This is a genomic window from Streptomyces sp. NPDC050085 (genome assembly GCF_044460595.1).
GTDB lineage: Bacteria > Actinomycetota > Actinomycetes > Streptomycetales > Streptomycetaceae > Streptomyces.
Genome location: NZ_JBITJZ010000001.1, coordinates 576,571 through 601,134 on the forward strand (window position 1 = coordinate 576,571; position 24,564 = coordinate 601,134).

At 72.9% G+C, this 24,564-nt stretch carries 27 protein-coding genes and 1 pseudogene; 9 read left to right on the plus strand and 19 right to left on the minus strand.

Going from position 1 to position 24,564, the window contains the following annotated elements; genetic code table 11:
• The first annotated feature begins 10 nt into the window (after positions 1 to 10).
• The gene (locus tag ACIBUY_RS02365) at positions 11 to 1,144 is read left to right on the plus strand and encodes a GAF domain-containing protein (protein ID WP_365568128.1); all 1,134 of its coding nucleotides are present in this window, start codon (positions 11 to 13) and stop codon (positions 1,142 to 1,144) included.
• Between the two features lie 30 nt (positions 1,145 to 1,174).
• Here the strand turns inward: ACIBUY_RS02365 and ACIBUY_RS02370 are convergent, their stop codons facing one another.
• A complete protein-coding gene (locus tag ACIBUY_RS02370) occupies positions 1,175 to 1,993 on the minus strand; it encodes an RNA polymerase sigma factor SigF (protein ID WP_365568131.1) in 819 nt (272 codons plus the stop codon).
• Positions 1,994 to 2,283: 290 nt separating this feature from the next.
• On the opposite strand from ACIBUY_RS02370, the gene ACIBUY_RS02375 reads away from it, so the two are divergent.
• Positions 2,284 to 2,694 carry a CBS domain-containing protein gene (locus ACIBUY_RS02375; protein WP_365568134.1) on the plus strand — a complete coding sequence of 137 codons (411 nt, stop codon included), beginning with the start codon at positions 2,284 to 2,286 and terminating at the stop codon, positions 2,692 to 2,694.
• A 163-nt stretch (positions 2,695 to 2,857) separates the two neighbouring features.
• On the opposite strand, the gene ACIBUY_RS02380 is transcribed toward ACIBUY_RS02375, so the two are convergent.
• On the minus strand, positions 2,858 to 3,844 hold the full coding sequence (locus ACIBUY_RS02380; RefSeq protein ID WP_399151464.1) for an AraC family transcriptional regulator: 987 nt from the start codon (positions 3,842 to 3,844) through the stop codon (positions 2,858 to 2,860).
• A 280-nt stretch (positions 3,845 to 4,124) separates the two neighbouring features.
• Positions 4,125 to 5,747 carry an ATP-binding cassette domain-containing protein gene (locus ACIBUY_RS02385; RefSeq protein ID WP_365568140.1) on the minus strand — a complete coding sequence of 541 codons (1,623 nt, stop codon included), beginning with the start codon at positions 5,745 to 5,747 and terminating at the stop codon, positions 4,125 to 4,127.
• A gap of 94 nt (positions 5,748 to 5,841) precedes the next feature.
• Here ACIBUY_RS02385 and ACIBUY_RS02390 point away from each other — a divergent pair, with 94 nt between their 5' ends.
• Entirely contained in the window at positions 5,842 to 7,341 is a 1,500-nt protein-coding gene (locus ACIBUY_RS02390; RefSeq protein ID WP_399151465.1) for a bifunctional phosphatase PAP2/diacylglycerol kinase family protein, read from the plus strand.
• Between the two features lie 98 nt (positions 7,342 to 7,439).
• On the plus strand, positions 7,440 to 8,261 hold the full coding sequence (locus ACIBUY_RS02395; RefSeq protein ID WP_399151466.1) for a class I SAM-dependent methyltransferase: 822 nt from the start codon (positions 7,440 to 7,442) through the stop codon (positions 8,259 to 8,261).
• A 26-nt stretch (positions 8,262 to 8,287) separates the two neighbouring features.
• On the opposite strand, the gene ACIBUY_RS02400 is transcribed toward ACIBUY_RS02395, so the two are convergent.
• From ACIBUY_RS02400 to ACIBUY_RS02460, 13 genes are all read right to left on the minus strand, one after another.
• Entirely contained in the window at positions 8,288 to 8,572 is a 285-nt protein-coding gene (locus ACIBUY_RS02400; protein WP_399151467.1) for a gas vesicle protein K, read from the minus strand.
• The gene (locus tag ACIBUY_RS02405; RefSeq protein WP_399151468.1) at positions 8,569 to 8,757 is read right to left on the minus strand and encodes a gas vesicle protein; all 189 of its coding nucleotides are present in this window, start codon (positions 8,755 to 8,757) and stop codon (positions 8,569 to 8,571) included. The genes ACIBUY_RS02400 and ACIBUY_RS02405 overlap by 4 nt, the downstream gene beginning before the upstream one ends.
• A complete protein-coding gene (locus tag ACIBUY_RS02410) occupies positions 8,754 to 9,638 on the minus strand; it encodes a GvpL/GvpF family gas vesicle protein (RefSeq protein ID WP_399151469.1) in 885 nt (294 codons plus the stop codon). Before ACIBUY_RS02410 ends, ACIBUY_RS02405 begins: the two co-directional genes overlap by 4 nt.
• Positions 9,635 to 9,976 (minus strand): gas vesicle protein, encoded by a 342-nt coding sequence (locus tag ACIBUY_RS02415; RefSeq protein ID WP_365568154.1) that lies wholly within the window; start codon positions 9,974 to 9,976, stop codon positions 9,635 to 9,637. The genes ACIBUY_RS02410 and ACIBUY_RS02415 overlap by 4 nt, the downstream gene beginning before the upstream one ends.
• Complete coding sequence (locus ACIBUY_RS02420) at positions 9,973 to 11,178, minus strand: SRPBCC family protein (protein ID WP_399151470.1); 1,206 nt, start codon at positions 11,176 to 11,178, stop codon at positions 9,973 to 9,975. Before ACIBUY_RS02420 ends, ACIBUY_RS02415 begins: the two co-directional genes overlap by 4 nt.
• Positions 11,171 to 11,956, minus strand: a complete 786-nt coding sequence (locus ACIBUY_RS02425; protein WP_399151471.1) for a DNA primase — start codon at positions 11,954 to 11,956, stop codon at positions 11,171 to 11,173. Before ACIBUY_RS02425 ends, ACIBUY_RS02420 begins: the two co-directional genes overlap by 8 nt.
• Positions 11,953 to 12,177, minus strand: a complete 225-nt coding sequence (locus ACIBUY_RS02430; protein WP_365568163.1) for a gas vesicle protein GvpG — start codon at positions 12,175 to 12,177, stop codon at positions 11,953 to 11,955. Before ACIBUY_RS02430 ends, ACIBUY_RS02425 begins: the two co-directional genes overlap by 4 nt.
• A gap of 4 nt (positions 12,178 to 12,181) precedes the next feature.
• Entirely contained in the window at positions 12,182 to 12,925 is a 744-nt protein-coding gene (locus ACIBUY_RS02435; protein ID WP_365568166.1) for a GvpL/GvpF family gas vesicle protein, read from the minus strand.
• Positions 12,922 to 13,344 (minus strand): gas vesicle structural protein GvpA, encoded by a 423-nt coding sequence (locus ACIBUY_RS02440; RefSeq protein ID WP_365568169.1) that lies wholly within the window; start codon positions 13,342 to 13,344, stop codon positions 12,922 to 12,924. Before ACIBUY_RS02440 ends, ACIBUY_RS02435 begins: the two co-directional genes overlap by 4 nt.
• 73 nt (positions 13,345 to 13,417) lie before the next feature.
• Entirely contained in the window at positions 13,418 to 13,720 is a 303-nt protein-coding gene (locus tag ACIBUY_RS02445) for a gas vesicle protein (protein ID WP_365568172.1), read from the minus strand.
• A gap of 36 nt (positions 13,721 to 13,756) precedes the next feature.
• Entirely contained in the window at positions 13,757 to 14,662 is a 906-nt protein-coding gene (ligD, locus tag ACIBUY_RS02450; RefSeq protein WP_399151472.1) for a non-homologous end-joining DNA ligase, read from the minus strand.
• Entirely contained in the window at positions 14,662 to 16,524 is a 1,863-nt protein-coding gene (locus ACIBUY_RS02455; RefSeq protein WP_365568178.1) for a transketolase, read from the minus strand. The genes ligD and ACIBUY_RS02455 overlap by 1 nt, the downstream gene beginning before the upstream one ends.
• A complete protein-coding gene (locus ACIBUY_RS02460; RefSeq protein WP_399151473.1) occupies positions 16,521 to 17,858 on the minus strand; it encodes an NAD(P)/FAD-dependent oxidoreductase in 1,338 nt (445 codons plus the stop codon). The genes ACIBUY_RS02455 and ACIBUY_RS02460 overlap by 4 nt, the downstream gene beginning before the upstream one ends.
• Positions 17,859 to 17,992: 134 nt before the next feature.
• On the opposite strand from ACIBUY_RS02460, the pseudogene ACIBUY_RS02465 reads away from it, so the two are divergent.
• Positions 17,993 to 18,432 (plus strand): annotated as a pseudogene (locus ACIBUY_RS02465) (hypothetical protein).
• 14 nt (positions 18,433 to 18,446) lie between these two features.
• Here the strand turns inward: ACIBUY_RS02465 and ACIBUY_RS02470 are convergent.
• Positions 18,447 to 18,788: a phage holin family protein gene (locus ACIBUY_RS02470; RefSeq protein WP_399151474.1), complete on the minus strand. Its 342-nt coding sequence runs from the start codon at positions 18,786 to 18,788 to the stop codon at positions 18,447 to 18,449.
• 89 nt (positions 18,789 to 18,877) lie between these two features.
• Here ACIBUY_RS02470 and ACIBUY_RS02475 point away from each other — a divergent pair, with 89 nt between their 5' ends.
• The 3 genes from ACIBUY_RS02475 (at position 18,878) to ACIBUY_RS02485 (ending at position 21,485) form a co-directional block, all read left to right on the plus strand.
• Positions 18,878 to 19,261, plus strand: coding sequence for a VOC family protein (locus tag ACIBUY_RS02475; RefSeq protein WP_365568187.1), 384 nt, complete (start codon positions 18,878 to 18,880; stop codon positions 19,259 to 19,261).
• A gap of 55 nt (positions 19,262 to 19,316) precedes the next feature.
• Positions 19,317 to 20,048: a GntR family transcriptional regulator gene (locus tag ACIBUY_RS02480; protein WP_365568190.1), complete on the plus strand. Its 732-nt coding sequence runs from the start codon at positions 19,317 to 19,319 to the stop codon at positions 20,046 to 20,048.
• Between the two features lie 132 nt (positions 20,049 to 20,180).
• Positions 20,181 to 21,485 carry an amidohydrolase gene (locus ACIBUY_RS02485; RefSeq protein WP_365568193.1) on the plus strand — a complete coding sequence of 435 codons (1,305 nt, stop codon included), beginning with the start codon at positions 20,181 to 20,183 and terminating at the stop codon, positions 21,483 to 21,485.
• Positions 21,486 to 21,524: 39 nt separating this feature from the next.
• Here the strand turns inward: ACIBUY_RS02485 and ACIBUY_RS02490 are convergent, their stop codons facing one another.
• Positions 21,525 to 23,489, minus strand: a complete 1,965-nt coding sequence (locus tag ACIBUY_RS02490; protein WP_399151475.1) for a DUF5107 domain-containing protein — start codon at positions 23,487 to 23,489, stop codon at positions 21,525 to 21,527.
• Positions 23,490 to 23,680: 191 nt separating this feature from the next.
• On the opposite strand from ACIBUY_RS02490, the gene ACIBUY_RS02495 reads away from it, so the two are divergent.
• Positions 23,681 to 24,034 (plus strand): DUF6204 family protein, encoded by a 354-nt coding sequence (locus ACIBUY_RS02495; protein WP_365568198.1) that lies wholly within the window; start codon positions 23,681 to 23,683, stop codon positions 24,032 to 24,034.
• On the opposite strand, the gene ACIBUY_RS02500 is transcribed toward ACIBUY_RS02495, so the two are convergent.
• A complete protein-coding gene (locus tag ACIBUY_RS02500; protein WP_399151476.1) occupies positions 24,000 to 24,551 on the minus strand; it encodes a GNAT family N-acetyltransferase in 552 nt (183 codons plus the stop codon). The two genes, ACIBUY_RS02495 and ACIBUY_RS02500, sit on opposite strands and share 35 nt — an antisense overlap.
• Between the last annotated feature and the right edge of the window lie 13 nt (positions 24,552 to 24,564).

Below are 24,564 nucleotides of genomic sequence, written 5' to 3' on the forward strand. Positions count from 1 at the left end.
CTTTCTCGGCATGGCTCAAACGGAGGAATTCGGTGAAGAACTCGCGGACTTCATGCGCCGCGTGGCCGAGTTGAAGGTGGCACGGTCCCTGCCCGCGGACGAGCTGGCCACCGTGCTCGACGCGGCCCTGTTCGAACTCGATCACGCAGCACGGCAGTTGTGGCCGCGCCAGAAGCACGAGGCGGCCGATCCCGGCACCGCCACGAGCCGTTCGGCCGGCGCCGACCGGCAGGAACAGCAGCTGTTGCGCGCCGTGTTCCAGCGGCTGCCGCTGCCCGTGGCCCTGGTGGACCGCGAGGCGGTGGTGCGCCGGATGAACTTCGCCGCGACGATCTTCACCGGGGTCCGCGCCGGCTACGCGACCGGCCGGCCGCTCACCGGCCTGTTCGCGCACGCCGACCGGGCCGCGTTCCGCTCTCAGGTCGCGGCGGTCGCCCGCGGCGAGGGCGACCGGGGGCTCACCGTGCATCTGCAGCAGGATCCGCACGCCCCGGTCCACACGGTCCTCACGGGGCTGCGCCCGGGCAACGAGCCGCGCACCACCGTCCTCGTCCTGCTCCACCCGGAGGGCGACGGCACCGCCAGGGCCGCGGGCCCGGCCGCCGCGGGGGCACCGGTGCCCGACCTCGCGGAGACGACGCGGCACACGGCCCAGCTCGACCTCATGGACCTGATGACGCGGGAGCTGCTCGGCGCGCCGGCCGGCGACCCGGCCGAGGTGCTGCGCCGCGCCGCCCGGGCGCTGTACGTACGGTTCGCGGACTGGGTGATCGCCGACCGCGGGGCGGCGCGAGTGACGCGTACGGCCGTGCTCGGCGGGGACGACGACGTCGCAGAGGACATCGCCGCGCAGGATCCCGCCGCGAGCCCGCTCGTCATGGAGGCGGCGCGCGGCGGTTCTCCGGCGCTGCTCGTGCGCCCCGAGGACCTGGAGGCGCTCGGCGCGGACGCGTCGGGCGCGCCGGTCCTGGTCCGCGCGGACGTCACGTCCCTGTTGTGCGTGCCGCTGATCGCGGCGCCCGGCGAACCGGTCCAGGGCGTGCTCACCCTGTTCCGGTCCGCGGGCCGCCTGGCGTTCTCCATGGCGGAGGCCAGGGCGCTGGATGTGATGTCCCGTCATATCGCGTTGGCGATGCGCAGATAGGCGCGACGGGACGGTCAACTGGGCTGCTGACTAGGCGGCGTCGGCGAGGACTTCGTCGCGCAGCCGGTGGCAGCAGCGGTTGATGAGCCGGGACACGTGCATCTGGGAGATGCCCAGCTCTTCGGCGATGCGGCTCTGTGTCATGTCGCCGAAGAAGCGCATGTACAGGATCCGCCGTTCGCGCTCGGGCAGCGCGGCGATGCGGGGTTTGACGGCCTCGCGGTCGACGACCACGTCGAGCGCGGGGTCGGCCGAGCCGAGCGCGTCGGCCAGCGAGTAGCCGTCGTCGCTGCCGGGCAGCTCCGCGTCGAGGGAGAGCGCCGTGAAGCTGTCCAGGGCCTCGAGGCCGGTGCGCACCTCGTCCTCGGTCATGTTGGCGTGCGCGGCGATCTCGGCGAGGGTCGGGGCGCGGCCCGGGATGCTCTGGGAGAGCTCGTGCTGCGCGAACCTGACGCGGTTGCGCAGGTCCTGGACGCGGCGCGGTACGTGCAGCGTCCACATGTGGTCGCGGAAGTGCCGCTTGATCTCGCCGGTCACCGTCGGGACGGCGTAGCTCTCGAAGGCGTTGCCGCGCTCCGGGTCGTACCGGTCGACGGCCTTGACCAGGCCGAGCGCGGCGACCTGGCGCAGGTCCTCGTAGGACTCACCGCGGTTGCGGAAGCGGCCGGCCAGTCGCTCGGCCATCGGCAGCCAGGCCTCGACCGTGTCGCGGCGCAGCCGGTCGCGCTCGGGCCCGTCGGGCATGGCGGCCAGTTTCGCGAAGGCCGCGGTGGTGTCGGGCGCGTCGTCGTGCGGGTGCCGTCGACCGGATTTCACCGGGTTCACGGGTGTGCTCGTAGGCGTGCGCATGAATCGCAACTCCCTGGAAAATGTGCCCTGGGTTCGGTGGTCACCGTGGGAGTCGCGCGCCTCAAGGCGGCATCGGACACACCCGGGGCGCATACGCGAGGTAGCTCTCCCACGGACGTGCCTCCTGTCCGAAGCACTGACTTCCGCCTGCCCCGGCCGCTGCCCGGCAAACACGCATGGGCACCGGTACGAGGGGTACTGCGGCCTGGGTCACACCCGGCACGATCGCGCCCCAGGAAGCAGAAAGGCCGAAGGCGATGGCCCATGCGGTGAGGTTGGTGAGGGACGTCATGACCGAGGGCGTCGTGGCGGTGCGCCCCGACGCCTCGCTGGTGGAGGCCGCTCAGTTGATGCGCGCGCAGGGCACCGCGGACGTCCTGGTGACGGACGGCGGCCAGCTCGTCGGGGTGCTCACGGACCGGGACATCACGGTGCGGGCCGTCGCCGACGGCGCGGATCCGCTGACGGTGAGCGCGGACGCCGTGTGTACGCCCCGGCCGGTGACGGTGGGGCCCGACGAGGCGGTGTCCGCGGCGGCGACGCTGATGCGCGCGCACGCGGTGCGGCGGCTCCCGGTCGTGCAGGACGGCCGTGCGCTCGGCACGGTGAGCCTCGGCGATCTGGGCGCACCGACGGGCCCGGTGCATGATTCTTCGAGGGGGAGCCCGGGCCCGCAGGCGGATGCCGGCCCGGCGGGGTAGGGCCGGGCCGGGCGTCGCCGGAATCCGTCACGGCCTCCGGTCCGGGAGCGGCAAGCACCCGGGTCCGGTGACCGGCCCCCGACAACACTTCGACGCTAGACCAGGGTCCGTCCCACCGGCGATCCGGCGAACGAGCCCGCTGTCCGCATAGCGCGGCGGCCCGTCAGGCGTCGCCGTGCCGCACCGCGGGCTCCCGCAGTGTCGTCGAGGGGAGCCGCCCGTACTTCGCCCGGTACTGCTCGGCGAAGCGGCCCAGGTGCCCGAAGCCCCAGCGGTACGCGACGTCCCCGACGGTGGCGGTGCCCGCGGGGTCCGCCGCGCGGAGGTCGGCGTGGGCCCGCTCGAGTCGGATCGCGCGCAGGTACGTCATCGGGGGCATGCCCACGTAGCGGGCGAAGGCCTCTTGGAGCCAGCGCACGCCCACCTGGGCCTCGGCCGCCAACTCGGTGGTGGTGAAGGGGTGTTCGGGCCGTTCGCGCATCGCGTCGATCGCCCGCTTGACCGGCGCGGGGCGCAGCCGGCTCGCGGGGTGGTCGAGTTCCTCGCGGTAGCGGTGCCCGGCCGCCAGCAGCAGCCCGTTGAGCACGGCGTCCTGCAACGGGGCGGCGACCAGGGGGTGTTCGAGCAGCCGCGTCGCGTCGTGCAGGTCGTCGATGAGGACCTGCACGAGGCGGGCCCAGTCCTTGCCGCGCCCCCGCGTCAGGTCGAGTTCGGGGTCGAGGACGACGGGGGTGCGCGGCGGGCGCCCGGTCAGTTCCTCGACGCGGCGCTCGACCAGTGCCCGGTCCATCTTCAGGGCGAGCACCCTGCCCGCCCCTGCCCAGCGGTCGACGACGGTGGTGCCGACGGGCTGGAACAGGGCCGCCCGGCCGGGCATCGTGCCCAGCTCGGGCCGGTGCGCCTGGTGCCAGACGAGGGGTTCGCCGAGCGGGATGTTGACGTGGTAGGCGCCCAACTCCCCGCAGCGGACCCGGACATCGGCCCCGCAGGCGAGTTCGCCGACGGTGATCCCGCCGAGGTCGAGCACCTCGAGGGCGGCCCCGAAGCGCTCGGGGGCGGCCAGTACGTCCAGCCGGTTGGTGTAGAAAGCGGCCTTGATCGCTTCCATCGCCCGGTCGACGTCACTCGTGCGGAAGGACGTCCTCACCACCGCGTCTCCTCACGCCTCGAGCCATCTCGTCGTACGCCCGACTCAGCAGCGTACGACGAGATGTGAGGCGTGACGACAGGGTCTGGGGCCTGTCGTCACAAGGTCCTAGGGCATGTCTTCAAACTCCCGTCGTCGCCCGGAGGGCGGCCTTGCGGCGTCTGGTGCGTGCTCTCGGCGTGCCGGGTGCCGACCCTCGTACTGGATGTACTTGGGTCTGCGCCCGGTGCGGCGAGAGTGCGTGCCAGGCGTCGTGAGGCAGACGGGAGTTTGAAGACACGCCCTAGCGGCTGCGCTCCACCCGGCGCTCGTCCCAGACCGGTTCCGATGTCTCGCGCACGTTCCCGTCCGAGCCGAAGACCAGGTAGCGGTCGAAGGAGCGCGCGAACCAGCGGTCGTGGGTGACCGCGAGGACCGTGCCGTCGAACGCCTCCAGGCCCTCCTGGAGCGCCTCGGCGGATTCCAGGTCGAGGTTGTCGGTGGGCTCGTCGAGCAACAGGGCGGTGGCGCCCTCGAGTTCGAGCAGGAGGATCTGGAAGCGGGCCTGCTGGCCGCCGGAGAGCCGCTCGAAGTTCTGCTCGGCCTGCGCCGTCAGTTCGTAGCGGCGCAGCCGGGACGAGGCGGCTCCGCGGTCCTGCGCGTGGTCGCGCCACAGGATGTCGAGGAGGGTGCGGCCCTGCAGCTCGGGGTGGGCGTGGGTCTGGGCGAAGTGGCCGGGCACGACGCGGGCGCCGAGCTTCCACTCGCCCGTGTGGGACACGGACGCGTCCCCGGCGAGCAGGCGCAGGAAGTGGGACTTGCCCGAGCCGTTCGACCCGAGGACCGCGACGCGCTCGCCGTAGAAGACCTCCAGGTCGAAGGGTTTCATCAGGCCGGTCAGCTCAAGTCCCTTGCAGGTCACGGCCCTCACTCCGGTGCGGCCGCCCTTGAGGCGCATCGTGATGTCCTGCTCGCGCGGCGGCTCGGGCGGCGGCCCGGCCTCCTCGAACTTGCGCAGCCGCGTCTGGGCGGCCGCGTACCGGGACGCCATCTCGTGGCTGACGCTCGCCGCCTGCCGCAGGGTGACCACGAGCTTCTTCAGCTGGGCGTGCTTCTCGTCCCAGCGGCGGCGCAGCTCCTCGAAGCGGGCGAAGCGCTCGCGCCGGGCCTCGTGGTACGTGGCGAAGCCGCCGCCGTGCACCCAGGCGTCGGCGCCGCCGGGGCCCGGCTCGACGCTGATGATCTTCTCGGCGGAGCGGGCGAGCAGCTCGCGGTCGTGCGAGACGAACAGGACCGTCTTGCGCGTCTCGCGCAGCTTCTCCTCCAGCCAGCGCTTGCCGGGCACGTCGAGGTAGTTGTCCGGCTCGTCGAGGAGGAGGACCTCGTCGGTGCCGCGCAGCAGCGCTTCGAGGACCAGACGCTTCTGCTCGCCCCCGGAGAGGGTGCGTACTTCACGGAACTGGGCCTTGTCGTACGGAACGCCGAGCGCGGCCATGGTGCACATGTCCCACAGCGTCTCCGCCTCGTACCCCTGCGCCTCGGCCCAGTCGGAGAGCGCCTGCGCGTACGCCATCTGCGCGGCCTCGTCGTCGACCGTCATGATCGCGTGCTCGGCCTTGTCCACGGCGGCCGCGGCCTCGCGGATGCGCGGGGTCGCGACGGACACGAGGAGGTCGCGCACGGTCGTCTCGTCGCGCACGGAGCCCACGAACTGGCGCATCACGCCGAGCCCGCCCCCGACGGTGACGGAGCCGCCGTGCGGCTGGAGCTCGCCCGAGACGAGCCGCAGCAGGGTCGTCTTGCCCGCCCCGTTCGGCCCGACCAGGGCGACGACGGCGCCCTCGCCGACACGGAAGGAGACATCACCGAGCAGCGCCCGCCCGTCCGGCAAGTAGTACTCGAGGTGTGCGGCTTCCAGATGTCCCATGATCCCGCATTGTGGACGCCCGTGCGGGTGACGGGCAAACGAATAGGACCTCCGGCCCTGGGTGCGGGTGTCCGCGTGGGGTACTCGTCGTTCCATGTGTGCCGACTTCGACCTCACCGATGCCCCGACGACCGTGGCCCCCGCGTCCCTGCGGGGCCGCCTTGCCGCGCTCGACTCGCGCGTGTTCGACTACGCCGCCAGTGCCCGCTGGCCGGGCGCCGAACGGGTGCTGCCGAAGCTGAGCCGGGCCGCGAACCACGGGGTGCTGTGGTTCGCGGTGGGCGGGGCGCTTGCCCTGAGCGGCTCGCCGCGGGCCCGTCGCGCCGCGGTGCGCGGGGTGGCCTCGCTGGCCGTCGCCTCGGCGACGATCAACACGCTCGGCAAGCGGTCGGTGCGCAGGCCGCGGCCCGCCCTGGACGCCGTGCCGATAGTGCGCCGGCTGAAGCGGCAGCCGTTCACCACGTCGTTCCCTTCGGGGCACGCCGCCTCCGCCGCGGCGTTCGCCACGGGCGTCGCCCTGGAGTCGCGCGGGTGGGGTGCGGCCGTCGCCCCGGTGGCGTTCTCGGTAGCTGCCTCGCGGGTGTACACGGGCGCGCACTTCCCCGGTGACGTGCTCGCGGGCGCGGCGCTCGGCGTGGGCGCGGCCTTCGCGGTACGCGGTCTCGTGCCGACGCGCGACCAGCTGCCGTCGCCGGGGCGCCCGCTGGTGGACGACGTGCCGGCGCTGCCGGGCGGCGAGGGCCTGGTGATGGTGGTGAACACGGGGGCCGGTACGCCGGAGAAGGTGCGCAGCCTGCGGGACGCGCTGCCGCTGGCCGAGTTCGTGGAGTGCGAGGGCGAGGAGATCCCGGAGGCGCTGGAGAAGGCGGCGCCCCGGGCCAGGGCGCTCGGCATCTCCGGCGGTGACGGCTCGGTGAACACGGCCGCGCAGGTGGCGCTGCGGCACGGCCTGCCGCTCGCGGTGTTCCCCGGCGGCACCCTGAACCACTTCGCGTACGACCTCGGCATCGAGGACACCGGCGACCTGGTGCGGGCCGTCGAGGGCGGGGACGCGGTGGCGGTCGACGTCGGCCGGTTCCGCTCGGACGACGCGTCGGGGATCTTCCTCAACACGTTCAGCCTGGGTGTCTATCCGGAGCTGGTGCGCGAGCGCGAGCGCTGGTCGGCGCGGATCGGAGGGCGGCTCGCGGATGTGGTGGCGGCGCTGCACGTGCTGCGTCGCGACCATCCGCTGGAGGTCGAACTGCACGGCGAGAAGCGGCCGTTGTGGCTGCTGTTCGCCGGGAACTGCACGTACCGCCGGATGGGCCTCACGGCGGGCAGGCGCGCGGACCTCGCCGACGGCCTGCTCGACGTGCGCACCGTCAACGGCGGCCGGCTGCCCGGCGTACGGCTGATGGCGGCGGCCCTCTCGGGCCCGCTGTCCCGCTCCCCGTTCCATGCCGCGACCCGGTTGACGCGGTTGCGCGTCTCGGGCGTCACGCCGGGCACACCGCTCGCGTACGACGGTGAAGTCACGGAGTGCGGACGGGAGTTGACGGTCGACAAGCAGCACGAGGCGCTGCGCGTATACCGCCCGCTGACCATACTGTGAGACAGGTATCTCAATATTCGGCCCACCCGCGTACGGTGATCACATCGCCCGGAGCGCTCGCTCCGGGCGAGCCGTCGCACCGTGAAGGGGATCGGGCCATGTCGCAGGAGACCGCCGTGTACACCCACGGCCACCACGAGTCCGTGCTGCGTTCGCACACCTGGCGCACCGCCGCCAACTCGGCTGCCTACCTGCTCGGTTCACTGAAGCCGCACATGAAGATCCTCGACATCGGCTGCGGCCCGGGCACGATCACCGCGGACCTGGCCGCACTGGTCCCCGACGGGCACGTCGTCGGCGCCGACCACGCCGCGGGCATCCTGGACCAGGCGCGCGCCACGGCGGCCGAACGGGGCCTGGACAACGTCGAGTTCACCACCGCCGACGTGCACGCCCTGGACTGGCCGGACGACACGTTCTGCGTGGTCCACGCCCATCAGGTGCTGCAGCACGTCGGCGACCCGGTGCAGGCGCTGCGCGAGATGCGCCGCGTCACGAAGCCCGGCGGCATCATCGCGGTCCGCGACTCCGACTACGCGGCGATGACCTGGTACCCGCAGTCGCCGGGCATGACGGACTGGCTGGACCTGTACCGGCGCGTGGCGCGGGCCAACGGGGGCGAGCCGGACGCCGGGCGGCATCTGAAGTCCTGGGCGCTGCAGGCGGGTTTCGCCACGGCGGACATCACGTCCACCGCCGCCACGTGGTGTTACGCGACGCCGGACGAGATCGACTGGTGGAGCGGACTGTGGGCGGACCGCACCGTCGCCTCGGCGTACGCGGACCGGGCGACCGAGGGCGGCCATGCGACGCCGGAGCAGCTGACGGCGGTGTCCGAGGCCTGGCGGGAGTGGGGCACGCACGAGGACGCCTGGTTCACCGTGCTGCACGGGGAGATCCTGTGCCGTAAGCCCGAGTAACCGATCGCCCTTCGCACAAGGGGAGTTCAGCTGCGCGGGAGCAGCGGGCCGAGCGGCCCGAGGTCGATGTTCAGGTCCTCGGGCCCCAGGCCGTAGCGCTCGCGCAGCTGCTCCATGCGGTCCTCCAGGAGCATCAGTGTCAGACCGATGCGCTCCTCTTGATCCTCCGTCAGATCACCGGTGTCGAAACGGCGTACGGCCTGCCGCTCCATGAGCTGCCGCAGCAGCTCCACGACCGTGAGGACGAGCTTCATCAGGTCACGCTCGACCGTGTCGGGTTCCAGCTCGATGCGCCGCCGCGATTCGCTCATGTCGACTCCGGCCAGGGTGAGGGGACTTGTTCGTTCACCGAGCTGATGAGGGCGTTCAGGTCGATGCGGACGAGGTCGACGTCCGCGATGCGCAGGGTCACGTCGCCCGCGAGGACGACGCCGCCCGCGAGCAGCCGGTCGAGCAGGTCGACCAGGGCGATCTCGCGGCGCTCGATGACGGTCATCGCACCTCCTCCCCCGCGTCCGCTTCCTCGTTCGCGTCCGCTTCCTCGTTCGCGTCCTCGTTCGCGGTGAACGAGTAGCCGGCCCAGGGCCCGGTCAGCTCGACGCGCAGGCCCGGCTCCCTGTGCTCGGCGTCCGCCACCCGCTCGACGAACTCCTCCGAGGCCGAACGGTCGACCAGATAAGCCGAGTTCAGGATGTTGCGGCCCGTCGCGCGGGCCAGTTCGCCATTCTGCGGCGGGTGGACGCGGGCGGCCGCCGCATGGTCGCTCAGTTCCGTGTGCAGCACCTGCGCGAAGCGTTCGGCGCGCTGCCAGGTCTCCTCGGCGGCGGCGCGCTCGGCGCGGCGGCGGCGCAGGTAGTCACGGCCCGACGCGGCGCGGGGCGCGGCGGCAACCGCGTCGGCCTTCTCGGCCTCCCCAGCCTTCTCGGGCTCCCCAGCCTTCTCGGCCTTCCCAGGCCCCTCGGATTCCGCGGGTTCCTGCGTGTAGACCTTCACCCCCCACTCGACCCGCCCGGCGAGCCGGTCGAGGCCGGCCCGGAAGCGCTCGCCCTCCTGTTCCAGCATGGCCCGTACGCCGCTGTCGTCACGGAAGACGGTGGCCAGACGCAGCGGCAGCGGGCTGGTGAGCGTGGTGAGGGCGGCGATCACGCTCTCGTGGGCGCGGGCCGTCGCCGCCAGCCAGTCGAGGTCCTCCAGGTGGCTGCGGAGCGGCCCTTCGGCGAAGTCCGCCTCCGGCACGGAACCGACGACGGCGACGAGGCCGTGGTGCGCGAGCTGTTCGGGCGGGGTGCCCGCGACTCCCGTGAGCTCGGCCTGCAACGGGGCGCCGAGCGGCCGGCAGACCGCGTACACGTAACGCAGGGCGGCGGTCCTCGTCATGCGGTGTCCCTCTCCCTCCGAGGTTCTCCCGCCTCCTCCAGCTCGGCGAGGCGCTGCTTCAACTCCGCGTTCTCCCGGGCGAGTTCCTTGCGGCGGGCGCCGGACGACAGGGCCGGGTCGTCCTCCCACCAGTCGATGCCCATCTCCTTCGCCTTGTCGATCGAGGCGACGATCAGCCGGAGTTTGATGGTGAGCAGTTCGATGTCGAGGAGGTTGATGCGGATGTCGCCCGCGATGACGATGCCCTTGTCGAGGACACGCTCCAGGATGTCGGCGAGATTGGCCCCGCCTCCTTCACCACCCCGGAGCGCTTCCGGATAACGGCTGGCCATGGTCATCGGGCGGCCCCGCTGCCGGCGCGCTGCCGCCGACGGGCCCGCTCACCCTCACGCCCGTCGGACTCGCGCTCCGGTTCCGGCTCCGGCTCGTCCTCGTAGGCCTCCTCGTACTCCTCCTCGCCCTCGAACTCGTCGTCGTAGCGCTCCGGTTCGTCCTCGTCCTCGGTGTCGTCCTCGGTGTCGTCGGCGACGTCGTCCGCCTCTTCACCGTCCTCGTCCTCGTCCTCGGACTCGAAATCGTGCTCGGACTCGTACTCGTCCGACGGCTTGCCGGTCTCCTGCTCCCGGCCCTCCTGATCTTCCTGATCTTCCTGTTCCTGCTGTTCCTGCTGTTCCTGCTGTTCCTGCTGCTCGCGTTCCTCCTCCTCGACCGCGTCGTCATGGGTCGTGACGACCTCGCCGTCGCGGATCTCCCCGCGCCAGCCGTCGCTCGCCTCGCCGCGCAGCGTCACGAAGCGGGAGAAGTGCTTCAGGTCGAGCCGGGCCCTGCGGCCCTGGGCGCGCCAGATGTTGCCGGTCTTCTCGAACAGGCCCTTGGGGTAGTACTCGACGACCAGCAGGACCCGGGTGAGCCGATCGGCGAGCCGGTGGAACGTGATGACGCCCTTGGTCGTGCCCTTCGCGCCCTCCGACGTCCACTGGATGCGGTCGTCGGGCACCTGCTCGGTGGTGTGCGCCTTCCAGCTGCGGCTCGACCAGAAGATCTTCATCTGCCAGTCGGAGGTGACGTCGTCGGCGCGGTTGGCGTTCTTGACGCCCCGCGCGAACGTGGAGAACTCCTGGTACTGCGTCCACTGGTCGTACGCGGTGCGCAGGTCGACGCCGACGTCGATGAACTCCATGATGACGGTCGGCTTCTTGCCCGCGCCGCCCTTCTTCTTGCCGCCCTTGCCGAACAGGCCCTTGACCCCGCCGACGACTTTCTCCTTCAGGTGTCCCGCGCCCAGTTCCACGGCGCTGCGCATGGGGCCCTTGCCCTCGGCGATCTTGCGGCCGCCGTCGAGTGCGAGCCTGGCGAAGCCGGGGCTGTTGCCCTCCGCGATGTCGTTGAGCTTCACCGTGGTGGCACCGAGCTTGCGGCCGGCGCCCACCAGCAGCTTCTGGGCCTGCGCCGCCAGGAAGTCCTGTGCCTCGCTCTTGAGGTGGTCCACCGCCGCGCTCTTCGCGAGGCCACTGACCGGGTTCTTCGGGGAGTCAGCCACGGCCGCCGCCTCCCTTCGCGGTGCGGGTCGCGGTGCCCGCGGTCTTCTTCGCGGCGGGCACCTTGGCGGCCGTCTTCTTGGTCGCGGACGTCCTGCCGCCGCCGGACCGCCGCGCGGCGGCCGTCTTCGCGGCGGGCCGCTTCGCCGGTGCCTTGCGTTCCTCGCCGGAACCGCGGCCGGAGGGGTTCTTCTCGGCCGACCGGGTGCGTCGGCCGGAAGACTCTGACGCACGGCGCCGCGGCTTCTCGTCCTCGACCTCGAGCTCGTCCTCGGCCTCGTCCGCGTGTCGCTCGCTGTCGTCCTCGTCCTCGTACCTGTCGTCGGTGTCGGCTTCCGCTCCGGCGTCACCGCCGTCCTCGTCGTACGGCTCCTCGTCGCGGCCTCGGCCGCGCCTCGACACCACGCCGGTCACCTTCTCCCCCGCACCCCGTACGTCGTCCACGTCGGGCACGTCGGGGGCGACACCGGAGATCTGGTCGCGCACGCCCTGCGTACGGGAGTGGAGCCGGCCCGCGAGGCCCTCGATCTGGCGCTCCACGAGCGCACCCGTGGCCGCCTTGCCCACTCCGCGCAGATCCTGCCGGAGCTGGTCGCCGATCTCCTTGAACTGCGGGTTGTTCTCCAACTGCGTGCTCACCATCTCGGCGAGCGCACGGGGGCTCAGCTTCATGCGCTTGCCCGCGACCATCGTGCCGACGGCGAACGCCAGCTTCATCTTCTTCGTACGTCCCAGGACGTATCCGGCCCCTACCGCGAGGCCGAGAGCTGCTCGATTCACTTTCCCTCCAGCCGGTCGAGGAGCTCGTCCTCGACTCGGTCGAATGTCTCCTGGTCGATCTCTCCGGATGTCAACTGCTCCTCGAGACGGGCCAGTTCGGCGCGCACGGCGCCGGGGTCGTAGTACTGCCGCTCGGCCTCGGCGAGCACTTTCTCCATGGCCCACAGGGACCCGCGCACCGGCGCGAGCGGCAGCAGCAGCACTTCCGAGATCAGTCCCACGCGCTCACTCCGCGGCCTCGGCGGGGCCCGGCTCCACGAAGCTGTACGGCGGAAGCGGGCCGTTGACCGTCAGGCCGATGTGGGAGTGGCTGCGGCGGATCTCCTCGATCGCGGCGAGGAAGTGCTCGGACTCCTTCTGGGGCACGAGGAACGAGAGGTTGGCCAGCCAGCCGGTGCTCTCGGGCCCGACCGAGACCGCCTCGGCCGCGGGTTCGAGGAGCCGCCGCAGCTCGATCGCGTCCTCGACCTCGCGGTTCTGCACCGCGGCGACGACCATCTCGCCGAGCCGCAGCCGCTCCTCGTAACTGCCGCCGCCCGCCTGCCGGTTGGCGTCGGTCATGGTGCGGACCTCGGAGTTCTCCGCCATCACGCGGTGCAGTACGGCCTCTTCGTCGTGCTGCGCCTTGACGTTGTACTCGACCTTGCCGTCGAGGGCGTGCAGCCGTTCCCGGTAGTGCTCGACGCGCTCCGCGAGCACGTCCGCGACCGCCTTGTCGTCGGGGGCGAGGCTGCCGAACCGCATGGGCAGGACCGGGCCGCCGCCGCCCGCCTCGGCCAGCACGCTCTGGTGCGCGAGCAGGTCACGGCGCTTGGGCCGCAGGTCGTCGGGCGCATCGCTGACGACGGCCGCGAGCGGGCCCTCCTTGACGATGCGCACCGTGCGGGGCGGTTCCCCGATGCCGCCCATGCCGTCGGGCAGCGAGGGGTGCTCGGAGCCGGCGATGCCGTAGATGTAGGTGCTGCTCACTCCTGCTCCTCCTTCCGGCGGCTCGGGGCGGCGCGCCGGGTGCGCTTCGGCTCGGCCTGGCCCTCCTCGCGGGCCTGGTTGAACGCCTCGGAGATGGTCTGCGCGGCACCGGACAGCGCGCCCTTCGACTTGCCGCGCGCACCGGACTCGGTCATCTCACCGACCAGGTCGGGCAGTCCGGGGCTGCGGTGCGGGCCGGCCTCCAGGTCGAGCCGGTTGCAGGCCTCGGCGAACCGCAGATACGTGTCGACACTGGCGACGACGACCCTGACGTCGATCTTCAGGATCTCGATGCCGACCAGTGAGACACGGACGAACGCGTCGATGACGAGCCCGCGGTCCAGAACGAGTTCGAGAACGTCGTACAGGCCGCTGGTGCCACCACCACCGCCTGACTGTTGTGCCGGGACAACGGTCATGGAGACCTGTCCTCCTTGTCTGTCTTTTTCGTATGTTCCGTCTCTGTGTGCTTCACCTCGGGCGGGCGGCGGTCTAACGGCCGCCGGGCCTGCTCGACTCCGCGCGTCCCCGCTCGTAACGGCGGACACGCCGGTAGCCCGTGAGGACCCCCTGCGGGTCCAGGCTCACCTGGTAGCTCGCCAGCAGGCTCATGGTGTCGGGGACCCGGGCCACTTCGAGGACCTCGATCTCCAACTCCCAGCCGTCCTCGGTGCGTTCGAAGGACGACACGGACTCGGCCGCCATGCCGGTGAGCTCCGCCAGCTGGGCGCGCGCCTCGCGCAGCACCTCCATGGGTCCGGGCTCCCGGCTCGCGTCGCCCTGCGTCTTGTTCATGCGGGCCGAGTCACCTCATGAGCCGTGGCCAAACCTTCAACTCACCCGGTGTGTACGGAGTTTGCGGCGCGCCGGGCCGAGCGAGCGGCCCGTGCCGAGCAGCCCGGACCAGGGGTTGGTGCGGGCCTGTTCGGCGGCGTCGGCGACGGTCCAGCGGCGGGCGTGGACGGCGGGGTCCGCCAGCTGCTCCCAGGTCAGCGGCGCGGCCACGGGGGCGTCGGCCCGGGCCCGCACGGTGTAGGGCACGACGGCGGTCTGGGCGTAGCCGTTGCGCAGGACGTCGAGGTAGAGGCGGTCGCCGCGGTCCTTCTTGCGGGCGGCGGTGGTGAGCGCGTCGGGATGCTCGGCCACGAGCGTGTCCGCGACGGCCCTGGCGAACTCCCGCGTCTCGTCGAAGTCGTGGTGTCCGTTGATCGGTACGACGACGTGGACCCCGCGGGATCCGGTGGTCATCGGGGCCGCGGGCAGCCCGAGTTCGGCGAGGAGTCCGTGCAGCTGCCGGGCCGCGTCGCGCACCGCGGCGAAGTCGTCCTCGGCCGGGTCGAGGTCGAAGACCAGGCGGTCGGGTCGGTCGAGGCGGCCGACGCGCGACTGCCACCGGTGCAGGGTGACGGCGGCCTGGTCGACGAGGTACATCAGGGTCGCGGTGTCCTCGCACACCGTGTGGGTCACCGTGCCGCCCTCTTTGGTGACCTCGACGCGGCGGATCCAGTCGGGGTAGTGGCCGGGGGTGTCCTTCTGCATGAAGCGCGGGCCGTCGGGCCCGTCGGGCCTGCGCTCCAGCATCAGGGGCCGCCCGCGCAGGTGCGGCAGCATGAACGGAGCGATCTGCCGGTAGTAGTCCGCGAGGTCCGACTTGGTGATGCCGGGGAGCAGTTCCTTTCCGGGTTTGTGCACCTCGACGCTGCGTCGACCGGCACGGACGGTGCGCGCGTCCGTCATCAGGAGCCGCCGGGGATGTTCTGCTCCAGGAGCAGCGCGACCCCCGCCACGATCGACTCCGCGTCGATCCCGGCCGCCCGCAACTGCTCCCCCGGCGAGGCCGAACCGGGCATCACGCGTACGGCGAGCCGCACGAGCCGCGGCACGGGTGCGCCGTCGTCGAACGCCTCGGCCACCGCGTCCCCGAGTCCGCCCTCGGCCCGGTGGTCCTCCACCGTGACCAGGCACCCGGTGGCCCGGGCGGCGTCCCGCAGGGTGCGGCGGTCGACGGGCTTCACGGAGTACAGGTCGATGACCCGCACCGGGATTCCGGCCCGCCCGAGTTCGTCGGCCGCGCGGAGCGCCTCGTGCACGGTGACGCCCGCCGCGACGAGAGTGAGGCGGTCGTCGTCCCCCGCCCGCAGCACCTTGCTGCCGCCCACGGCGAACTCCTCGTGCGGCGGATAGATGACGGGGGTCGCGCCGCGGGACGTGCGCAGGTAGCGGATGCCGCCCAAGTCGGCCGAGAGTGCGAGGAGTTGGGCGGTCTGGTTGGCGTCGCAGGGGTACAGGACCGTCGAGCCGTGCACGGCCCGGAACATCGCGAGGTCCTCCAGGCCCATCTGCGAGGGCCCGTCCTGCCCGATGGCGACCCCGGCGTGCGATCCCGCCAGGTTGAGGCCGGCGCCGGTGACCGCCGCCATGCGGATGAAGTCGTGGGCCCGGGTGAGGAACGCCGCGAACGTGCACGCGTACGGGAGCCGCCCGCGCAGCGCGAAGCCGATGCTCGTGGCGACGAGTTGCTGTTCGGCGATGTAGCACTCGAAGTAGCGCTCGGGGTGCTCCTTCGCGAAGTACTCGGCCCGGGTGGAGTCGCCCACCTCGCCGTCGAGCACGACGACGTCGCCGCGCGCATTGCCGAGCGCGGCGAGGGCCTGCCCGTAGGCGTCGCGGGTCGGGACCTCGTCGCCGATCTCGTAGCGCGGCAGGTCGAGGTGGCCGCTGCGCACGGCGTGCAACGTCCGTGCGGCGGGGGGCTGTTGGACCTCGACGCGGATACCGCGGTCGCCGCCGAGTTCGGCGACGGCCTCGTCGGGGTCGGCCAGCGGTTTGCCGTGCAGGCCCTCGCGGTCCTCGGCGGCGGCGACGCCCTTGCCCTTGAGCGTGCGGGCGAGGATCGCGGTGGGCTGCCCCGCGGTGTCCCGCGCCTCGGCGTAGGCGCGGTCGACGGCGGTGACGTCGTGCCCGTCGATCTCGACGGTGTGCCAGCCGAAGGCGCGGAAGCGGCGCGCGTACGCGTCGAGGTCGTGGCCGTGCCGGGTGGGGCCGCGCTGGCCGAGCCGGTTGACGTCGACGGTCACGGTGAGGTTGTCGAGGTGCTCGAACCCGGCGTGCTCGGCGGCCTCCCAGACCGAGCCCTCGGCCAACTCGCTGTCCCCGCACAGGACATGGACGCGGTATCCGATCCGTTCGAGGCGCTTTCCGGCGAGTGCCATGCCGACGCCGACCGGCAGGCCCTGGCCGAGCGAGCCGGTGGCCGTCTCGACCCAGGGCAGGCGCTGCGGCGTGGGATGCCCTTCGAGTCGGCTGCCGAGCCGCCGGAAGCTCAGGAGTTCGGCGTCGTCGATGGCGCCGGCCGCCTTGTAGGCGGCGTACAGGAGCGGCGAGGCGTGGCCCTTGGAGAGGATGAAGCGGTCGTTGCCGGGGTGGTCGGGGCGGTCGAAGTCGTAGCGGAAGTGGCGGGCGAGGAGGACGGCCATCAGCTCGGCCGCGGACATCGACGAGGTGGGGTGTCCGGACCCGGCCGCGGCCGCCGCGCGGACGGAGTCGACCCTCAACTGCTGGGCGAGCGCGTGTAGTTGGCTGTCGGTGTACGTGGTCACTGGGTACCTCCGTCGGATGGGTGGGGGGTGTCGTCGGGGACCCTGGCGAGCTCGGGCGAGGCCGTGTCGAGGGGTACGGCGCCGGACCTGACGAGGCCCAACTGCACGCCCTGGCGCGGGAGCAGGGCCTCCAGGAGCCAGTCGGCCGCGACCCTGATCCGGTTGCCGGGCAGCGCCACGAGGTGGTGGCCGCGGGTGACGGCGCCCGCGAGGGGTCCGGCCAGCGGGATGCCGAGCGGGTTCGCGGCCGCCTGGGCGCCGCCGAGGTCGACGGTGAAGCCGAGGTCCTTGTGCCGGTAGGAGCGCGGGGCGCCGTGGCCGAGGGAGGCGACCACGTTGAGTCCCGCCACCCGGCCCTGGCGCCAGGCGTGTTGGGCGGTCATCGGGGTGTACTCGCCCGGGTTCGCGAGGTCGGGCACGGCGGCCGCGTCGCCGCACGCGAACACCTCGGGGTGTCCCGGCACGGTGAGGTACGGGTCGACGAGGAGCCGCCCGCGCTCCAGCGGGATGCCGAGTGCCGCGACCAGCGGGTCGGGGCGGACGCCGACGCACCACACCAGGGTGCGGGTGTCGACGGACTCGCCGTCGTCCAGGAGCACGCCGTCGCCCGTGGCCTCCTTCACGGAGGCGCCGGTGCGCACCTCGACGCCGCGGCCGTGCAGCACCTTGCCGGCGGTGCGGGACAGCCGTTCGTCGAGTTCGGGCAGGACGCGGGGTGCGGTGTCGAGCAGCAGCCAGCGGGGCCGCACGCCGTGCGGCAGCGGCCGCCTGCGGACGAGCGCTGCGGTCAACAGCTGTCCCTGCGCGGCGACTTCGGTGCCCGTGTAGCCGGCGCCGACCACGACGAAGGTGGCGCGGGCCCGGCACGTGTCGGGGTCGTCCGCGACGGCGGCGAGTTCGATCTGCCGGGTCACGTGGTCGCGCAGGTACAGCGCTTCGGGCAGGCCCCGGAAGCCGTGGGCGTGCTCGGCGATGCCCGGCACGGGCAGCAGCTTGTTGACGCTGCCGACGGCGAGCACGAGCCGGTCGTAGCCGAGGGTGCCGCGCTCGCCCTCGGGGCCCGCGTAGCGCACCGTACGGGCATCGAGGTCGACGCCGTCGGCCTCGCCGAGCACGAGCCGGGTGTGCGGGAGGGTGCCGGTCAGCGAGACGGTGGCGCGGCGCGGTTCGAGGACACCGGCGGCGACCTGCGGCAGCAGCGGCAGGTACAGGAAGTAGTCGGTCGGGTTGAGCAGTGTGACGTCGGCGTTGCGCCTGGCGACTCGGGCGAGCGTGCGGGCGGCCCGGTACCCGGCGAATCCTGCTCCGACGATCAGAACGCGCGATCGGCTCACGGTTTTCCTTCGGGGGGCGCGTGACGGTTCGCATGGCGGTTCGCATGGCGGTTCGCATGGCGGTTCGCGGGAGGGGAGCTTCCCGCGTCCCCGCGATCGCCGGGAGGCAAACACCCGGGGTCTACGCTCCCGCCATGGAGATCACGGGGAACCGCACCGAGCTGCTGCTCGTCGGGGGACGCTCGGGGGCGGGGAAGACGTCCGTGGGGTGGGAGGTGGCGGCGCTGCTGCGCGCCGCGGACGTCCCGCATGCGTACATCGAGGGGGACGCCCTGGACGCGGTGCATCCGGCGCCGCCGGGCGACCCGGACCGCTCGGGGATCACCGGGCGCAATCTCGCCGCCCGGTGGTCCAACTACCGTGCCCTGGGCCACCATCGCCTCGTCTGCACCAACACGGCCTCCGTCCTGGCGAGCGGGGTTCGGAGCTCGAACGGCAGCTGCGGCGCAGCGCGTTGACGGCCCTGCGCCTCGATGCCGGGGTGCCGCCGGACACCCACCGGGTGCCCACGGACGGCCGCACGGTGACCGAGGTGGCCCGTGCGGTGATCGCCGCGGCGGGGTGGATTCCCTGACGGGGGCGGGGAGTTCACGCTCCGGGCGGCGGTCCCGTCGGCATCGGCGGCGCGGCGGGGGCCGCGGGCTTCGCGGGCCGGGCGGCGGCGCGCAGCAGGTGGGCGGCGACGCCGAGCACCGCCGCGACGACCAGGGCCGCGCCCCAGTCCGGCAGACCCAGGGCGAGCACGAGCCCGAGGGCCAGGGCCAGCGCGGCTCCGGCGTACAGCGCCGCCGCACCGGCCCCCGCGTACAGGGCGGCCTTGCGGCGCTGCCCCCGGGCGCCCTCGCGCACGGCGTCGCGCAGCTCGTCCCGCACCGTGGCGCGGACGGCCCGGGTCAACTCGTCTGTCAGTCGTTGGTCCAAGCGTTCCATGGCGGCCGGGTACCCGCGCCGCCCGCCCCGTAACGACGCCTTCCGGGAAGTGATCACGTCGCGGACAGGCGCCAACTAGGCTTCCCCGTATGGAGATCCTGGGCACCACGCTGCGCATCTGCGTCGAGGACCTGGAGTCCTCGGTCGCGTTCTACGAACGGATCACGGGCAGCCGGGCGCTGCGCTTCGAGCGCGGCGGGGTCTCGGTGGCCGCGGTCGGCTGCTTCCTGCTGATGAGCGGTCCCGAGCAGGAGATCGAGGTGCTGCGCAAGGTGTCGGCCACGGTCGCCGTGCGGGACGTCGTCGAGGCGGGCGCGGTCCTGACGGCATCGGGCGCCCGGGTCATCGCGGGCCCGGTGCCGACCCCGGCGGGCCGCAACCTGATCGCCGTGCACCCCGACGGCTCGGTCTTCGAGTACGTGGACCGGCAGGGGCCCGGCAGGGGCCCGGTCAGTCCTGAGAGCCGTCCGTGAACCCCGCCCGTGCCCGTATCCTCGCCCGCAGTACGAGGTGAAGGACGGTGCGCACGTGGCGGCCAGGCAGGACGGACCGGGACAGGGGCGTACGCCGCTGAGCGCGCAGGCGCGCGAAGAGGTGCGCCGGCGGATCGTCGACCGCCGCTACCCGATGGGCGCCCGCCTCGTGGAGCGCGAGGTCGCCGAGGAGCTGCGGATGTCCCGGGTGCCGGTCCGCGAGGCGCTGCGCGCACTGGTGACGGAGGGCCTGCTGGAGCTGCTGCCGCACAGCGGCGTACGCGTGCGGCACCTGGAGCGGGACGACGTACGGCATCTGTACGAGGTGTGGGAGCCGCTGGCCGTCCAGGCGTCGCGGCTCGCGGCCCGCGCGGTGACGGCGGCCGCCCCGCAGGACCCGCCGGGCCTGGCCGCGCTGCGGGACCTGCTCGACCGGGCCGAGCGGGCCGCCGCCGAGGACGAGGGACCGCGCGAGGTGGCGGCGCACACCGCGTTCCACGAGGAGGTCGTCGCGCTCGGCGGCAATCCGCTGCTCGCCCGCACCATGGAACAGCTGAGCTGGCAGCTGCAGCTGCTCTTCGGCCTGCGGGAGGAGCCCGCGCACATGCGGGCCCAGCACGCCGACATGTTCCGGCACATCGCGGCGGGCGACGAGGAGGCCGCGGCGGCGAGCACGCTGCTGCACGTCAGGGACAGCCGCACGGTGGCGCTGAAGTCGCTCTTCGGCGACGCCGATTTGTATACCAAAAGGGAACGGCCCGACGGGACCCTGGATCGAACCCGCTAGAATATCCGGGCATAAGCCGCGCAAGCGTGCCCGACTCCTCGCCGACGCCTCGGGGTGTCCTTGCCGCGCCCTCCCCCTTGGTATACAAAAAGGCGGGCCAGCTCAGCCCTTCCCCCTCAAGGAGATTCCGCCATGACTCCTCCTCCCCTGTCCCGGCGCGGCGTTCTCGCCGGTGCCGCCTCGCTCGGTGCGGCCATGGCCCCGACGGCGGCCTCCGCGTCGACGGCCGAGTCCGGCGGCGGCGCGGCCCACCGCCCGAAGAAGGCCGTGGTCTTCCGCGACGTACGCCCCTTCGGTGCCCGGGAGGCCGTGGACCTGGTCGTCGTCGACGGCCTGATCAGCGACGGGCCCGCCCCCAAGGGGGCCAAGGTCGTCGACGGCGGCGGACGGCTCGCGCTGCCCGCGCTCGTCGACGCGCACATCCACCCCGACAAGACGAGCTGGGGCGGCGACTGGGTCACCCGCAAGCCGGCGAGCGGCATCGCGGAGTACTGCGCGCAGGACGTGGAGCTGTTCCGCTCGCAGAAGCGGCCCGTCGGCGAGCGCGCGTACGGTCTGATGGCGCACGCCGTGACGCGCGGCACCCGCGCGATGCGGGCGCACGCCGACGTGGCGCCCGCCTACGGCCTGGCCGGCGTCGAGGGCATCGCCGAGGCGCGCGAGCGGCTCGCGGACGCGCTCGACGTGCAGATCGTCGGATTCCCGCAGCACGGTGTCGTCCGTACGCCCGGGACGGCGAAGCTGCTCGAGGACGCGGCGCGCAGCGGCCTCGTCGACATGATCGGCGGCATCGACCCGATCAGCTTCGACCACGCCCTCGACGAGCAGCTGGACCTGGTCTTCGACCTCGCCGACCGGTACGGCGTCGGCGTGGACATCCACCTGCACGACCGCGACGAGAAGGGCACGAAGGTGCTGCGCGGCATCATCGAGCGCACCCGCGCCCTGTCGCTGCGCGGCAAGGTGACCGTCAGCCACGTCTTCTGCCTGCCGTTCCTCTCCGAGGGCGAACTGGCCACCATGGCGGGCGACTTGGCGGACCTGGACATCGCCCTGACCACGGTCGCGCCGAACGAGTCCCTGGTCCTGCCGATCACCGAGCTGAAGAAGCACGGGGTGCGGGTCGGGCTCGGCTCGGACGGGGTGCGCGACTCGTGGAGCCCGTTCGGCAACGCGGACATGTTCCACCGCGCGCACATCCTCGGCTGGGTCACGGACGTCCGCCTCGACGACGAACTGACGTCGTGCTTCACCGTGGGTGCGCACGGCGGCGCCGACGTGATGGGCCTGCCCCACGCCGACCTCACGCCCGGGTCGCCCGCGGACTTCGTCCTGCTGCGCGGCGAGTGCGTGCCTCAGGTCGTGGTCGACATGCCGCAGCGCGACATGGTCGTGCACGGCGGTCACGTCGTGGCCAGGAACGGCGAGTTGGTGTAACTCGGCCCATCCGGCCGACCCGGCCGACCCGACCCGGGTCTAACTCGGGCGCATCCTGAAGTCGTACCGGGCGGGCAAGGGCTCGTCCGGTGCGACCTGCGCCCAGACCTCCCCGAGGATCTCCGCGCCTTCCCGCAGGTCCGCCACCTCGAACCCGGCCTCGAAGACCTCCCGGGCCGCCGCCAACTCCCCTTCTGCAACCAGGAGTTGTGCCTCAAGGAGCCGGAACCGGCCCCGGGCCCGCGTCCCCGCGTGCAGCCGCGTCCACACCGCCCGGGCCTCGGCGAGCCGCCCCACCAGGAGCAGCGACTCGATCGTCTCCCGGCCGAGCGCGGCCGTGGCGGCGACCCAGGCCTCCCCCTCGTCCCGCCGCTCGGCGCACAGGTCGGCGAACGCCTCGGCGTACCGGTCCGCGGCCCGCTCGCGGTGCCCGTCCGTCGCGTCGGCCACCGCGAGGCAGCGCAGGAACGGCCAGTCGGACGCGGCCAGTTCGAGCCCGCGCTCCCAGCTGCGCACGGCCTGCGCCCGGTCCCCGGCGTGCCACTGCGCGACGCCCAGGTGGTACTCGGACAGCGGCCTGGCCGGTGCCGTCTCCAGCATGTCCCGCCAGGCGGGGGCGACCAGGGTGGGTCCGGGCGCGCCGACGCGCCGCGGCTCGGGGAAGGCGCCCGTCTCCATGAGCGCGCGCCACGGCGCCTGCTCCGCGCCGAGCGTCGACTCGTCGAACGGGGTGCCCGCGGGCTTCCAGCCCGTGCGCAGCACCTCCAGGGCGCCCCATCCGGAGCCGACGGCGAGCCGCTGTCCTGGTTCGGCGTCGGCGTGCGCCCGCCACTCCTCGTACGCCGCGTCCACGTCGGCCCGCGGCAGCGCACGCTCGAGACGCCCCTCGACCTCGTCGACGACGCGGCCCCAACTCCCCACGGAGCGAACCGTTTCCGCGTCCGCCGACAGCGGCCCGTACGCCTCCAGCCAGCTGATCTCGCCCTCCGACTCCAGGCGTACGTGTTCCAGCTGCGTGCGCGCGAGGCCCGCCTGGATCTCCGCGTATCCCCCGGTGCCGGGCTCGGTCAGCCACTCCTGCCAGCGCCTGCCGCCGCCCCCTGCGCCCCACAGGAACAGCTTCCGGCCGCGCAGCGCATCGGTCGACGTCTGCACGAGCCCGTGGCCCTCGCCGTCGAGCGCGGCGATCCAGCGCCGCCGGCCGTCCTCGACCTCGTAGAAGTAGTCGGCCGGGAACTCGCTGTTCAGCGGGTACGTGCGGTCGATCCCGTCGAGCTCCGGCACCGGGACGCGGCGCAGCGCGCGCTCGTACCCGAAGTGCCAGGCCTCCCGCGCGGGCGCGACGACGCGGCGCTCCTCGGGCACGGCGATGTTGGACCACCAGTACACCGGGGCGGCCTTCTCGTGCGGGTTGCGGATGCGGACGCCGACGTGGAGGAAGTCGGAGCCCTCCGGCAGCCACAGGTCGACCTGGAAGGGGAGGTCGCGCAGCCGCTCCCACTCCCACAGGCGCACCATCTCGCCGCCGTCGGGCGCGGTGACGCGCGCGGCGTGCAGGGGTGCGCAGGACAGGGTGGAGTGGCCGGTCGCGCCGATGTTCCACTCGATGCCGCCGGAGAACCAGGCGCCGTTGAGCGCGAAGGCGGCGGGCTGGAACACCGGGTTGCGGTACAGGAGTTCGCGGCCGGTCGGCTTGTGGAAGAGGGACGCCACGCGGCCGCCGAGGCCGGGCAGGACGGTCGCCCGCAGCCGGTCGTTCTCCAGCACGATCGTGTCCAGGTCGACGGGTCCGCGCCGCCGGCCGTAGCCGTCGCGCAGGCGCTCGGGCAGCAGGCTGCGCAGCGGCTGCCAGCCGAGCTGGCGGGCCATGTCGAGCGGCAGGTCCTCCTTGGAGCGCTCGTCGAGCTCGTGCACCTCGTCGAGGGGGCGCAGCGGCGGCAGCGGGTTCACGGGGCCGAGCTCCACGCCCGGCAGGGTCAGTACCTCACGTCGTACGACGGTCACGTCTGCCTCCCGTTGCCGCGGGGCGGACGCCCCCGACCGCCATGGAACATGATCACCGCCGTCCTGACCAGGGGCTGCCCCGGTCAGGATTGCGCAAAGGCGGCAGGGGCCGATATTCCGCGTGGGCGGCGCCGCGGTCGACGTACGCTGACGCCTTCAGCAGCCGCGCAAGCCGAGGAGTCCCGCTCACCATGGCCGAGAGCCACACCTACCGCGTCATCGTCCGCGGCACCTTCGACGGCCTGACCGACGCGGCGCGGGAGCGGTTGCTCGCCGAGGTCGCGGAGCACGAGGGCATCGCCGGGATGCGGTTCGGCCCCGAGGGCTCGCTCGCGTACGACCGGACGCTCAAGCACTTCTCGATGCGGTACGTCGTCGAGTCCGACCCGGACGACGGGGACGAGATGGCGGGCGCGCTCGCCGAGGAGCGGGCCGAGGCCCAGCTCGGGGAGCGCGGGTACGGGCACGCGGGGCTGCGTTCGACGGTGACCGACATGGACACGATGAAGATCAACCGGAAGGCTTCTCGGCCATCTCCGCGGTGATCGCCCACCGCTCGTGGTCGCGCCAGGCCCCGTCGATGAAGAGGAAGTCCGGTGAGAACCCCTCGAGGCGGAATCCGGCGCGGCGGGCCAGCGCGAGTGACGCTGCGTTGCCGGGCTGGGCGTTGATCTCCAGGCGGTGCAGGCCCAGCGGCCCGAAGGCGTACCGGACGACGAGTCCGAGGCCCTCGGACATCAGGCCGCGCCCCGCGGCGTGCGCGAAGGCGCCGTAGCCGAGGGCGCCGCAGCGGAAGCCGCCCTGGACGACGTTGTTGATGTTGATGAACCCGGCGATCGCGCCGCTGTCGCGCTCGCACACCAGGAAGCCGTGCTTCGCGGGGTCGTCGACGAGCCCGCCCGCGTACGCGGCGAACGTCTGCGTGCTGAGCGGCGGAAAGAGCCAGGGCCTGTGCAGGTCCTGGCTCTCGCGCGCCCGGGCGGTGAACTCGTCGGCGTCGTCGCGCGTGATGTGCCGCAGGGCGACACGGGGTCCTGCGCTGAGCGTGGGGTGACCGGCCATCCGGTCACCCTAC

What these genes read in the sequence shown, in the direction of transcription:
- ACIBUY_RS02365 (WP_365568128.1), top strand. Translation starts at nt 11, where the DNA reads ATGGCTCAAACGGAGGAATTCGGTGAAGAACTCGCGGACTTCATGCGC.
- ACIBUY_RS02370 (WP_365568131.1), bottom strand. Translation starts at nt 1,993, where the DNA reads ATGCGCACGCCTACGAGCACACCCGTGAACCCGGTGAAATCCGGTCGA.
- ACIBUY_RS02375 (WP_365568134.1), top strand. Translation starts at nt 2,284, where the DNA reads ATGACCGAGGGCGTCGTGGCGGTGCGCCCCGACGCCTCGCTGGTGGAG.
- ACIBUY_RS02385 (WP_365568140.1), bottom strand. Translation starts at nt 5,747, where the DNA reads ATGGGACATCTGGAAGCCGCACACCTCGAGTACTACTTGCCGGACGGG.
- ACIBUY_RS02390 (WP_399151465.1), top strand. Translation starts at nt 5,842, where the DNA reads ATGTGTGCCGACTTCGACCTCACCGATGCCCCGACGACCGTGGCCCCC.
- ACIBUY_RS02395 (WP_399151466.1), top strand. Translation starts at nt 7,440, where the DNA reads ATGTCGCAGGAGACCGCCGTGTACACCCACGGCCACCACGAGTCCGTG.
- ACIBUY_RS02400 (WP_399151467.1), bottom strand. Translation starts at nt 8,572, where the DNA reads ATGAGCGAATCGCGGCGGCGCATCGAGCTGGAACCCGACACGGTCGAG.
- ACIBUY_RS02405 (WP_399151468.1), bottom strand. Translation starts at nt 8,757, where the DNA reads ATGACCGTCATCGAGCGCCGCGAGATCGCCCTGGTCGACCTGCTCGAC.
- ACIBUY_RS02410 (WP_399151469.1), bottom strand. Translation starts at nt 9,638, where the DNA reads ATGACGAGGACCGCCGCCCTGCGTTACGTGTACGCGGTCTGCCGGCCG.
- ACIBUY_RS02415 (WP_365568154.1), bottom strand. Translation starts at nt 9,976, where the DNA reads ATGACCATGGCCAGCCGTTATCCGGAAGCGCTCCGGGGTGGTGAAGGA.
- ACIBUY_RS02440 (WP_365568169.1), bottom strand. Translation starts at nt 13,344, where the DNA reads ATGACCGTTGTCCCGGCACAACAGTCAGGCGGTGGTGGTGGCACCAGC.
- ACIBUY_RS02445 (WP_365568172.1), bottom strand. Translation starts at nt 13,720, where the DNA reads ATGAACAAGACGCAGGGCGACGCGAGCCGGGAGCCCGGACCCATGGAG.
- ligD (WP_399151472.1), bottom strand. Translation starts at nt 14,662, where the DNA reads ATGACGGACGCGCGCACCGTCCGTGCCGGTCGACGCAGCGTCGAGGTG.
- ACIBUY_RS02470 (WP_399151474.1), bottom strand. Translation starts at nt 18,788, where the DNA reads ATGGAACGCTTGGACCAACGACTGACAGACGAGTTGACCCGGGCCGTC.
- ACIBUY_RS02475 (WP_365568187.1), top strand. Translation starts at nt 18,878, where the DNA reads ATGGAGATCCTGGGCACCACGCTGCGCATCTGCGTCGAGGACCTGGAG.
- ACIBUY_RS02485 (WP_365568193.1), top strand. Translation starts at nt 20,181, where the DNA reads ATGACTCCTCCTCCCCTGTCCCGGCGCGGCGTTCTCGCCGGTGCCGCC.
- ACIBUY_RS02495 (WP_365568198.1), top strand. Translation starts at nt 23,681, where the DNA reads ATGGCCGAGAGCCACACCTACCGCGTCATCGTCCGCGGCACCTTCGAC.
- ACIBUY_RS02500 (WP_399151476.1), bottom strand. Translation starts at nt 24,551, where the DNA reads ATGGCCGGTCACCCCACGCTCAGCGCAGGACCCCGTGTCGCCCTGCGG.